This is a genomic window from Novosphingobium sp. HNCC26DJ243 (assembly GCF_057180545.1).
This window is the reverse complement of sequence record NZ_JBXUGN010000013.1, coordinates 1-11,253: the sequence shown is the minus strand read 5'-3', so window position 1 is coordinate 11,253 and position 11,253 is coordinate 1. Positions and strand designations below refer to the sequence as shown.

The following is an 11,253-nucleotide window of genomic DNA, read 5'->3' as shown; positions in this document are numbered from 1 at the left end:
GACTCCTTCGCAGCGCAGCATACACCCGCACGAGGCCAGATGCCAGTCCGCCACGGCTCGCGGCCGTACTATTATTTGGAAAATTCATCGCGCCCTGTCAGTGACAAAAAGCACACTGGCAACAGCACTGCAAATGTCGGTGCAATTTATGCACGACCGAAAACAGCAAAAAAGCCAGACACTCAGCGCCACCGAATAGAAACATTCTAATTGGTAACAGTCTTTACGCCAGCGCCTTCAGGCTTATCGTCTCCATATCGCTTAAACCGATCCTTTAAGCCGAGGATTGGGCGCTCAAAATACTTCCACGATAGCGCTGAAATGGCAAACGATGTCGTAATCGAGAGCACACCAAACATCAGGCGGGGCATAGGCGGTAAATACTGCTCAATGATGTCGGGTACGAAATTATGCGTAAGATATAATCCGTAGGATATACGACCGATATACTGCAGTGCAGCATTGTCAAAAATCTTTCCCGAAAATCCCGTGAATCCGGTCGATGCCTTCATGATCAACCATACGAATGGCAGCGTACAGATGAAATCATTCACGTAGTAGCGATAGGGCCCGCCCTTGCCCCATATGTACCAAGCCGCCACCGCTGCAATCAGACCGATTGCACCAACGACTGCACTCACGCGTTCAACGTTCGGCGTGTACCAAGTAAAATCGAATGCTTTGCCTTTGCGGAAGCTGACAGCACCCAGAAGCGAGCCGACACCGAGCTCGGTCAGATTGGTAAATAATAAGGGCTGGATCGTGTTCGGGTCGATCCCCTTAAAGACAGCCACCCCTTTGAAAATGACGGAAAAATAAATCGTTGCAGCAGTTATCACCCACAACAGAAATTTGCGCGGGGTGAAGGCAATAACAAACGGCCAGAAAATGTAAAACTGCTCCTCGACTGCCAAGCTCCAGAAATCGTTCATGGGATGACCCATCGCGATCCACACATTTGTGAGATAGCTAGCATGCCATGGCCAGGAGCTGGCGATCGGTTCGATTTTTAGCAGTGTCAAGATCGCGATCCAGGTCCAGAAGGCAGGGACCAGGCGCAGGAAGCGCCGAACGTAAAAATTGAACCACACGGTTGGCCGTGGCGCGCCCGAGTTGAACTCGGCCAGCAAAATCGAGGTGATGAGAAATCCGCTCAAGCAGAAAAACAGACTCACCCCTAGTGAACCCGGGCCGATCGGAAAATTGTTTCGTACAACCGAGCCGCCATAGTGCTCGCAAATGACGAGTCCGATCGCGATCATGCGTACCGTATCCAGTTGCGCTAACCGCAAAACTTCCTCCTAGATTCAACGCCGATCGAGTAACCCCGACTCATCCCTAAAAGCCCTTAGGGGCTCAGGACTTACTTGCCGACTATCATAGTCCGACCCAGCGATCCATAATGCTACGTCGCGCGACGTCGCCCAGCTCGCAGCTGTATCAACCTAGGACATCTCACTTCCAAAACCTTGTCAAAATTGGATGCTACATTTCAGCATCGGTGGCGAAAGAGTTGGAACGTTCCAAATGCCAATTCCGCCATTCGAATTCGGCACGAACCGCAAGGCGCAGTTCGATTGGCTATTCATCTCCATCGTCTGGCCGAAAAAGCAACGACACGCGCTGTCGGCTGCCTTTTAAGATGATTGAGCTTTCTGAAGGATCCCGCTTCAGTTTCAACTCGGTTCAGTCGCGGAAAGCTCGCTGGAACTGGTCTTGGAGGGGTTTGAAAATATAAGAAATGAGCGAACGGTCACCAGTGCTGATGAATAGTTCAGCCGGCATCCCCGGCTTCAGTTTGATATTCTGTTTAGCGACCTCGTTCTCGTCCATTCGCACGTTGACCCGATAGAAACTCGCCCCCGTGGTGGGATTGGTCGCCTTGTCGGCCGAGACAAACTCCACTTTTCCAGGGATCTCAGGGGTGGTCGGCGCACTAAAAGCTGTAAGGCGCACGCGCGCCGGCTGACCAACACGGATGCGGTCAATTTCCGCGGGACTAATTGTACCTTCGACCAGAAGGGCCTCATTGGTCGGGATAATCTCCATCAGCACCTTTGAGGGATCGATCACCCCGCCTACGGTTGCAACGACCAGCTTGTCGATAGTCCCTGAATAGGGCGCGCGAATTTCGCTACGCTTATACTGATCGGTGGCCGAAGCGCTCTTCACCCGCTGGTCGTTAAGCGCGACGTTCACCTGTTCGAGTTGTGCCCCTGCCTCTGACCGAGCCGATTGCTCGAACGAGATCATCTGCTCGCGCGTCTCGGAGATGTGCGCGCGAGTTTGGGCGATCTGCGCGCGAAGCGAACCAATCGAGCCGTCGAAATCGACAGTTGTACGCTCAAGTTGATTGAGCCGGTTAATGGTGACAAGTCCCTTATCCCACAGCTCCTTGACGCCGTTGCGCTCAGGCTCGATCAGGGCCTTCTGTTTGACCAGTGCGGAGATTTGGGCTTCATAGCCCCGGATCTGCTCAAACTGCTGCTGGACCCGCTGTTGGAGCTGGCTCCGCATACTACTTCGCTCGTCTTGGCGGATTCGGAACAGTTGCCGCTCCGATGCGATCGCTGCCTGAGCGGAGAAACTAGGGTTGGCGAGGAGCGCAGGCGGAAATTCCAGCACATTGCCGCCCGCAGCCTCGACGCTCAGACGTGCGTGTTGCGCAATTAGGTGCTCGACGGTTTCGTTGGTCAACATAGCATTGGTGCCCGAAACCACATCGTCTAGTTGAAGTAGCAATTGCCCCTTCTTCACCATTTGTCCATCGTGCACAAAAATCGCCTTGACCACCCCTCCCGAAGGATGAGTGATTTGCTTGACTCGCGATTCCACGCCGAGCTGCGCTTGCCCGACTACCGCCCCGCCCACCTGCACGACCGTGGCGCCCAGCAGGATTAACATCACGAAAACGACGATCCAGATCAATGACAGCCGCTTGGTCCGGTGCAGCCGCTCTGACATCTCCCCCTCTGTTCTGTTTAGGTAGTAGTTATCCTTGACGATTGGAATGGACGGTGGCTTATTCATGCAGCGCGGGCCCCAGAAGCATCTGCAGGCGATGCTCCAACCTGTTTGGAAGAGTTTGTGATTTGCGCCATTACCGCATCGCGTGGACCAAAGAGCCGCGGCGTGCCATCAGTCAGCAGTAGCAACTTGTTCACACGGTTCATTACCGCGCCACGGTGCGCCACGACCACGACGATCCCGCCGCGATCGCGTACTGCCTGGATCGCAGTGTCGAGTGCAGTTTCACCGGCAGTGTCAAGGTTGGCATTGGGTTCGTCAAGCACTACCAGAAACGGGTCGCCATAGAGCGCGCGCGCAAGACCGATGCGCTGGCGCTGGCCGCCCGAAAGCTGCTCGCCATCCGAGCCGATTTGTGTTTCATATCCCTTGGGCATCAAGACAATCAGGTCGTGCACCCCGGCGTTGGTAGCGGCAGCAACAATAGCGTCCGAATTATGGTTGGGATCGAACCGAGCAATGTTCTCACCAACTGTGCCGGATAACAGCTCAACCGATTGAGGGAGATAACCGATGCCATCTCCAAGTTTCTCATGGCTGTACTGGTCATAGGTCGCTCCATCGAGACGCACAGCTCCCCGCATTGGCCTCCAGGCACCGACCAGCGCACGCACGAGCGTGCTCTTGCCTGACCCGCTGGCACCGATAATCCCCAGTGCATCCCCGGCCTCGAGCGTGAAGTTGACGCCGTGGACGGTTACGGTCTGGACCCCAGGAGGTGCCACTGCCAAGGATTCGACAGTCAGGCTGGCCCGAGGACGCGGCAGGAGCGTGAGCGGCTCGGCCGCGGCCGGAATCGTTGCTAGCAGGTTGCCCAGCCGCTTCCAGCTGTCACGCGCAGCCTCGAAATTGCGCCACTGCGCGATAATCTGGTCGATCGGCGCTAGCGCACGGGCAGAGAGTATGGAACTGGCGAATATCACTCCCCCGGAAGCTCGGTCCTCGATTACCAGTAGCGCGCCAACCGATAGGATGATCGACTGCAGCGCCATGCGAAAGGTTCTGCTAAGACCGCCATACGAACTGCTCGCCCGCGCCACTTGATCCTGCGCCATAAGAAAAGCGCGGTTGTTGGATTCCCAGCGGTTGCGCAGGCGACCGGACATTCCCAACACTTGGACTACTTCAGCATGGCGGAAGCGCTCATCCGAGGCAATCTGGCGCGCCACGCCGGCACGCGCACTCACCTTGGTCGGTTGGGAACTGGCCCGGTGCGTCAGGTAAGTGAGACCTGCCATGATCAACGCACCGATCAGCGCAGCCACAGCCAGCCAGATGTGTAGTATCCCTAAAATGAGCAGGAAGAACAAGATCCACGGCGCATCTATGAAGGCACCTGGGCCCGGGCCTGATAGAAAAACACGAATTGTGTCGAGATCGCGCACCGCACTGGAGGCGACAGAGGGATGTCCAGCTGCTCTGAGCCGGGCGGCAAAGGCGGCATCTTGAACCCTGGCGGTCATCTGCTGATCAAACGAAATGGCGATGTCATTCAGCATCCGCGAACGAAAGCCCTCGAACGTCATTTGAAATCCATAAACCGCCAGCACCAACACAAGCAGGCCCACCAGCGTCGGTACGCTTCGGCTTGGCAGGACCGAGTCATAGACCAGCATCATGTAAATCGAACCGCCGAGCGTCAGAACGTTCAGTACCGCACTAAGTCCGCCAACATAGAACAGCGGCCCGCGCAACTGAGAAATTGCCGCACGCAACTCATCCGAGCTTCGAATTTCCGCCAAGACGCACTCCGGTGAACATCGTCAATATGAGGATCTGCCCCCAATCATAACGTAAATACAAAAATTACCAAAAAGGCGATCATCAGCGATGACTCTGGCGCTGCGTAAGCAGCATAGCTTTGCACAACCCGATTAGCAATATCGGCCAACAAATGCCCGAGTGGCAAAATCGCTTGCCACCCGCTCCAGGCCAGGCTCGGCGCGCCATCCCCAGTTCCAAGGCAGCAGCGCGTCGAGTTGGTTGACCGGATGGTCTGCGATGCGGGCCAGGGCATCGGCGAGCCAGGCTTGCGGATCAACGTTGTTAAGGCTGCAGGTCTGGATCAGCGAGTAGGCGATGGCGGCACGTTGGCAACCGCGATCCGATCCGCAGAACAGCCACGACTTTCGCCCGAGAGGTACACAGCGCAGCGACCTTTCGGCAGCATTGTTCGAGAGGCAGACCTTGCCATCGTCGAGGAACCGGGTGAACGCGCCCCAGCGACGCAACATGTAGTTGATGACTTTTGCAACATCGTGGTTGCGGGAGACCTTGGCGAGCTGCGTGTTCAGCCACTCGTGCAGGTCATCCATCAGCGGCGCGCTTAGTTCCTGGCAAGAGGCGAGCCGTTCGGCCGGGGTCTTGCCGTTGATGTCGCGCTCAAACGCGGAAATGGTCGTCGTCTTCGCTGCAGCGGCTTCGGCGGCGAGGTCCTCTCCCGCCGCATCGACTTCAAGATCCTCATACCCAAGCTCGAACTGGGCAAGCAGCCACTCGGTGCGCTCGGCACTGGCCTCGTACTGCTCGCGGCGCAGCTTGGCGTTCTGCAACTTGAGATGTGCGATCATCGCTTCGGTGGCGCTGGCCAAGGCCCGCGCGTTGGCCAGCTCGGCCTCGACGACGGCGGCGCGTTGCTCGGCCGCGTCGGCCATCTGCAGCGCCAGCGTCAGCAGCGCCTTGAGCGCATCGGCATCATCCGGAAGGGCGTAACATCGGCTTCCATGGGCGTGAGTGAATCTCTGACAACCTCTCGAGCAAGTCCGAAATGCTTGAATTATCGGCTATCTTGCGCTCTGCGGGCGCCACGAATACTACAGGTCACCCCAGTCGATCTCGTCCAGCAGGCAAGCCAATTGCGAGCTCGTCAGTGACACCGTCCCGTCCTTCGCCGACGGCCACCCATACCGACCCTTCTCGAGCCGCTTGGCATACAGCGACATGCCGATCCCGTCGTGCCAGATGATCTTCACCAGCGATCCGGAGCGGCCACGGAAGACCCACAGATCACCTCCGGATGGGTCCTTGGTGAAGTGCTGCTGGACCGCGGTCAGGCTCTGCATCCCGCGCCGCATTTCGGTATGGCCCATCGCGATCCACACCCGCGCACCCGCCGGAATCATCGCATCGCCTTCCAGGCGGCCACCGCGAGCTCGGGCGAGGCCGACGCGAAAATCCGCAATCGTCGGCCATCGGCAAAGTCCAGCACGATCGCGGCTTCCGGCTCTTCCACTGAAGTCTTGGCGGTGGTCCCGGGCTCGTCCTCGATCACCGCCGGAACGAATACCTCCTGAACCTGCCGCAAGGCTGCCCGGCGCCACAAGTAGATCAAACCTCGGGAAACATCATGACGGCGCGCAACATCCGCCACACAGGCACCCGGCGAGAATGCCTTGCGCAAAATCTCCAGGAGATCCTGATCCGTCCAATCCCGGCGGCGTCGCCCGCACCGTCAGCACCGTAACCTGTGTCATAGCTGTCTTAATCGCGCCCTATTGCACGACCTATAGGCCCTCCTGACATACCAGACGGCAGCAGCAAGCGCAGCTCGCCGGACGGTTACGCAGTGTGCTCGGATCGAGCCTCTGCTTTCGACCGATGTGCGCGGGAAGGCGCGAGTGGATGATTGTCATTTGTTGAATGGGATTGTCCACGCGCTTCGCAGTGTCGGCCGCTGGGCTGACTGTGCTGGCTCTTATGGAACGAAAAACGTTTTATAGCCGGCTTGTCAGATGAACCTCTAGTGGCACTGGAAGGGCATCTTCAGCGCGCTAGCGTGGGCAGGAGAGGCTCCGGACGGGCTTTTCATCGACAGCAGTTGCATCAAGGTTCACCGCTGCGCCGGAGGCGGAAGAGGGGGCTCAGCACCGCCTGGCCCTCCCCATGGCAAAAAATGGGATGTTAACCAAATTCCTAAGGGCTGTGCACATAGGTGGACCGGCACAGGTGTCCTCATCGCAAATGGATTAGGCACAATGGACGTCTCGCTCTCCTATCACGAATTCACCGAGGCATTGGTTACCACCTTTGGCATTTCGCGCGGCGAAATGCATATGCACGCAGGTCTGCTCATTTACGTCACATCACAGATCATTCTTGGCACCCGCCGCGCCTCCGTCGCGGCGCTCGGCACAGTGCTGTTCGTCGAATGTCTGCATGAGTCTATGCAGGCGCTTTTCTATGGGTCATGGAGAATCAACAACACCATGACCGACGTTGCGCTGACCTTGATGTGGCCAGCTGTCTTAGCCGGGGCGAGTTTTTATCGTCGCGCCCGATGGAACGTCCGTTACCGTACTGCCGTACGCATCCCGGGTTCCACAAGTCGTCCGTCGGCGCTGCGACCCGCAATCAGCCGGCAGACGACGCCTTAACTGAGTCGGGCTCGGCTGGGCGCCGCAGCGTCGGATCGGTCTGCATCCACAGTGGACTGGGCCGCGCAGAATAGAGGCTGGCAAGCAATACCATCACCCACGCCAAGTCGGTATGGCGTAGAGCAACGCTCGCACTGACGTTATTAATAATAAAAACAAAAACACAGACCGCGAAGATGGACCATTGGCGTATCTGCGGCTCGAGCATCGAGCGCCGACACACCGCAATGAGGCAGCGTACCAGGAACACCAACAACACCGCCTCTCCTACCCAGCCAAGCTCAAGCCAGGTATCAAGGTAGCCGTTATGCCCATGATTGGGCATGGTCACCCATGAAGGCTTGAACCGCGCTACTTCGGAAACAGCCGGACCAAGCCAGAAATCGCGAAACCCCGACCCGAGCCAAGGGTGCCGGTCCGAAGCCACCTGAATTGCGGCTTCCCACAACTTTGTGCGGCCCGACATTGTAGCATCACGCCCCATCATCTCGATTAGTGCATCGAAACCACTGCTGGCTGCAAAGCCCAGCGTCGCCACGAGCGTCAGGCAAATCGTCAGACGTAGCCCGATTGATACTCGCTTCCATCGCAGGATCGCCACGACGAAAGTGGCGCCTGCACCGGCAATAATGAGAATCCAACTCGCTCGCGATTGCGACATGTAGGAAAGGAGTAGGGTGGCAAACAGGGTGGGATATCGTAGTGCCTCGATCCAGCGCTCCCGCGAGCGGTGAACCAAACAGATAAAAAATGAAAACGCGCAAACCCGGCCGGCGATCGCCTTGTGGCCGAACACGCCTTTCCACGCACCAAAGTTTGTCGCCTCCTGCGTTACGCCAATGCTTGGCCAAAGAGCTCCAAGCAGCAGACTGATTGTCATGGCCAGGAAAAGAACGACCACCAAGCGATCAAACAACTCTGCTGAGGAATAGCGCGTGCACACATAGAGGCAGAAGGTGATGGTCATCGCTTGGGCCATGGCCCTGCGGAACACCGGCCCAACATCCGGCGCCCAGACCACCGAGATAATCGGCAGCAAGATCAATAGAAAAACCTCGGGACGCCTCAGAAGAAGATCGAACACCGCACGCAACCGCGGAACGATTAATAACGTAGAGACAGCATAGATTGCCGTTGCCGTAAGTAGACGTGACGTATTGCTATCTCCAAGGTCGAGATCTTCACGACTGAAGGCATAAAGCAGCGGCGTTAGCGCGTCCGAGATCAGCAGGAATGCAAAGACCAGATAGAGATACTCAAAAGCCTCAATGAGCCGGTCCTTGGAGATGCGCATCCGATGTCCTCAAGCAAGCAGGTTTATCTTCAAGCCGACGCACCTTTGCCAGAGATGCTGCCCCGTTCGGTGCAGACCTGGCAAAGCAAGTTGCGCCAGGCTCTGATCCCGTCGACCACCCGCGACCGCCTTGCATGAGCGTGATGTGCGCAAGGTCGATGCCAAGTCAGATTTAACCGTAACGGCGATAATAGTGTGCTTCGAAACCCATCGACGATGTCTTGCGGGCATCGACTTGTGACAAAACAGTACCAACCACATTGGCACCCGCCTCGTCCAGCTCAGCCAAAGTCCGTTCAACCAACGCCTTCGATGTACGCTGCCATTGCACGACAACGATGGTGGCATCGCACAATGAGGCCAACACCCGCGATTCTGTGACCGAGATTACTGGCGGTGTATCCAGAAGCACGATGTCGAATGACGCCCCCAGCGCTTCGAGCAAAGTGGGCACAGTCCCGCTGGTGATCAGATCATAATCATCGGGGGTGGTTTGACCTGCAAGAATTGCATAAGCACCGGAGGCTTCATCCTTTACTACCGCGCTTGCTACATCGGCCGAACCCTTGATCACATCGACAAATCCGGGTTGGTCAGGTGACCCGAAGGCCTCAGTGAGCATTTGACGACGAAAATCGCAATCGATGATGACCACCTTGACCCCGGCTTGGGCCAACGAGCGGGCAAGGCACAACGAGGTGACCGACTTGCCCTCGCCCTGTACAGCTGATGTCACTGAAATGGTTTTGTATCGCTGTGACGGCTGGCCGATCCGTAAGCCTGCTCGGATGCTTCGGAAGGCTTCGGCAAATGGAGTGCCCTTGTCTCGCAGGAGGTAAGTCGCGATTGACATCGGTGTGCCAGCATATTCACGGGCTTCTCGGATCGTGGAGACGTCCAGCACCGCACCCAGAACGCGCAGCCGAGTGGCTCGCTCCAGATCTATCCGCGAGCGAAATCCGCGAGCCCCGATTTCGCGAATTCCTGCCATGCCCAACGCCGAAACCATGGCCAAGGCCAAGCCGAAACCAGCGAAGAGCGGTTTGCTGGGTGAGGTCGAGGAACTAGGCACCGAAGCCTGCGACAGCACATAAGCCGAGCTGCGCTCTGTGCCCTGCGCAGCCAAATTTTGCCGATATCGGTCTAGCATGGCCGAATAGAGCGTCTCGGCACTATCGACCTCGCGCTGCAATTCAGCGAGGCGGGCCGACGCCATTGTGGCTGAAGCCATTCTCCCCTGCACATGGCCAATCGCACTCTGAATCGAGGCCGCAGCACCGCGTGTAGCCGTGACTTCGGCCCGGCTGACGGCCTGAGCGCGCGACGTTTCCAACGCAATCAGACGCTCAACTTCGCTCAATTGCCGCTGGGCGGCAGTCAGCGCCGGGTGAGCCGGGCCGAATTTGCCGCTCATGTCTCGGACTTGCGCGCTGAGCGTTGCCTGCTGCGCGCGAAGTTCGCGCAAAACCGCAGAATCCTGTATATTGCGGCCACCCGCAGAGCGCGCCTCAGCCGCAGCGCGGTCCGCCTGAGCCCGGGCGAGCTGCCCTGTGAGATCGGAGATTGATGACTCCATGGCAGTCCCGGCACGATCCGCGCTACCTAGGTTGTTTACTGCCTTGTAGGTTGCCAGGGCACTCTCTGCGCGGATCGCATCATTCTTCAGTTGATCGAGACGATCGGCCAAAAGCTTGATGTCAGTTTCACGTTGCTGGGTCCGCGTGGCCTTGCGCGCATCGACATAGGCTTGGGCCAAAGTGTTCGCGACTTTAGCCGCTTCAATCGGATCGTCAGACTTGTACGTCAGGCTGATCGCGTAGGACAAGCCTTCGCGCTGGATTGACAGATTATTGAGGAGGTTATTAATGGCCACCGAGCGATCATTGCCCTGCACACCCAGTCGATCAACCACGGCACCGACCAAATCGATCGAACGCAAGGCTTGTACTTCGGTATCGACCGAATTGGAATCGGCTGTGACCGCTTGGGCAGGCTTGTCCGTTGTGACAATTTCGGTCGGAGCCTGGCGATCGATGCCAACTCTCGCGGTTGCAGCATACTTGGGAGTTTGCAGCGAATATGCCGCTGCTGTGAGAGCTAGAACACCAGCGGCAACGCCGGCCATCAGCTTCCATTGCCGACGGAACGCGGCGGTAATCTGAGACAGATCGATAAGATCTTGCGACGCCACGACAGTGCTTCCGTGATCCAAGGTCACTTCCTCATTTGGCTGATACCATTCATACGTTACCGCCGCCCTCGTTGCAGCGCAAGGTCAGACGGGAACAGAGTTTGCTCATGCTGCAGGAACGAATGTCGCGCCAAAAATCAAAGCAATTGCCTGCGGACACAGAAACAGGAGGATATCCAATCGCAAAAATATATATTTTGCCCAAGACGTGTCATATGAAATTGAATTAGGCCGTGAACCCATATAACTTGCCGCCGTCTCAGCCCCATGCCAGACCTTTCCGTGATGGAGGAGGTCAGATGACTGAAATGCCATTCGTGAAGCGCAGGTTCGAGCTTGATGTCGGTGAATTGGTCGTCTGCTTTTTT

The 11,253-nt window shown here is 57.2% G+C and carries 9 protein-coding genes and 1 pseudogene; 2 read left to right on the top strand and 8 right to left on the bottom strand.

The features are described 5' to 3' along the window. Positions 1–199, top strand: a 199-nt coding sequence (locus tag AC2A04_RS18150) for a hypothetical protein (RefSeq protein WP_484213767.1), incomplete at its 5' end; no start/stop codon positions are given. Between the two features lie 7 nt (positions 200–206). On the opposite strand, the gene AC2A04_RS18145 is transcribed toward AC2A04_RS18150, so the two are convergent. The 6 genes and pseudogenes from AC2A04_RS18145 to AC2A04_RS18120 form a co-directional block, all read right to left on the bottom strand. Next, positions 207–1,292: an acyltransferase family protein gene (locus tag AC2A04_RS18145; RefSeq protein ID WP_484213766.1), complete on the bottom strand. Its 1,086-nt coding sequence runs from the start codon at positions 1,290–1,292 to the stop codon at positions 207–209. A 394-nt stretch (positions 1,293–1,686) separates the two neighbouring features. Next, entirely contained in the window at positions 1,687–3,030 is a 1,344-nt protein-coding gene (locus AC2A04_RS18140; protein WP_484213765.1) for an HlyD family type I secretion periplasmic adaptor subunit, read from the bottom strand. Beyond that, positions 3,027–4,769 (bottom strand): type I secretion system permease/ATPase, encoded by a 1,743-nt coding sequence (locus AC2A04_RS18135; RefSeq protein ID WP_484213764.1) that lies wholly within the window; start codon positions 4,767–4,769, stop codon positions 3,027–3,029. The genes AC2A04_RS18140 and AC2A04_RS18135 overlap by 4 nt, the downstream gene beginning before the upstream one ends. A gap of 132 nt (positions 4,770–4,901) precedes the next feature. Continuing rightward, positions 4,902–5,597, bottom strand: coding sequence for an IS66 family transposase (locus AC2A04_RS18130; protein ID WP_484213768.1), 696 nt, complete (start codon positions 5,595–5,597; stop codon positions 4,902–4,904). Between the two features lie 243 nt (positions 5,598–5,840). Beyond that, positions 5,841–6,149 (bottom strand): IS66 family insertion sequence element accessory protein TnpB, encoded by a 309-nt coding sequence (tnpB, locus tag AC2A04_RS18125; RefSeq protein WP_484213763.1) that lies wholly within the window; start codon positions 6,147–6,149, stop codon positions 5,841–5,843. Continuing rightward, positions 6,146–6,457: pseudogene (locus tag AC2A04_RS18120) on the bottom strand (transposase); the annotation flags it as partial. The pseudogene AC2A04_RS18120 and the gene tnpB, both read right to left, overlap by 4 nt. Positions 6,458–7,001: 544 nt before the next feature. On the opposite strand from AC2A04_RS18120, the gene AC2A04_RS18115 reads away from it, so the two are divergent. After that, the gene (locus tag AC2A04_RS18115; RefSeq protein ID WP_484213762.1) at positions 7,002–7,400 is read left to right on the top strand and encodes a hypothetical protein; all 399 of its coding nucleotides are present in this window, start codon (positions 7,002–7,004) and stop codon (positions 7,398–7,400) included. Here AC2A04_RS18115 and AC2A04_RS18110 read toward each other — a convergent pair. Both AC2A04_RS18110 and AC2A04_RS18105 read right to left on the bottom strand, forming a co-directional pair. Continuing rightward, positions 7,378–8,694, bottom strand: a complete 1,317-nt coding sequence (locus AC2A04_RS18110; RefSeq protein WP_484213761.1) for an O-antigen ligase family protein — start codon at positions 8,692–8,694, stop codon at positions 7,378–7,380. The two genes, AC2A04_RS18115 and AC2A04_RS18110, sit on opposite strands and share 23 nt — an antisense overlap. A gap of 172 nt (positions 8,695–8,866) precedes the next feature. Continuing rightward, positions 8,867–10,885, bottom strand: coding sequence for a GumC family protein (locus tag AC2A04_RS18105; protein ID WP_484213760.1), 2,019 nt, complete (start codon positions 10,883–10,885; stop codon positions 8,867–8,869). Between the last annotated feature and the right edge of the window lie 368 nt (positions 10,886–11,253).

Excerpts from the sequence above, each read along its gene's own strand:
- AC2A04_RS18140 (WP_484213765.1), bottom strand. The coding sequence starts at position 3,030 with ATGAATAAGCCACCGTCCATTCCAATCGTCAAGGATAACTACTACCTA.
- AC2A04_RS18130 (WP_484213768.1), bottom strand. The coding sequence starts at position 5,597 with ATGATCGCACATCTCAAGTTGCAGAACGCCAAGCTGCGCCGCGAGCAG.
- tnpB (WP_484213763.1), bottom strand. The coding sequence starts at position 6,149 with ATGATTCCGGCGGGTGCGCGGGTGTGGATCGCGATGGGCCATACCGAA.
- AC2A04_RS18115 (WP_484213762.1), top strand. The coding sequence starts at position 7,002 with ATGGACGTCTCGCTCTCCTATCACGAATTCACCGAGGCATTGGTTACC.
- AC2A04_RS18110 (WP_484213761.1), bottom strand. The coding sequence starts at position 8,694 with ATGCGCATCTCCAAGGACCGGCTCATTGAGGCTTTTGAGTATCTCTAT.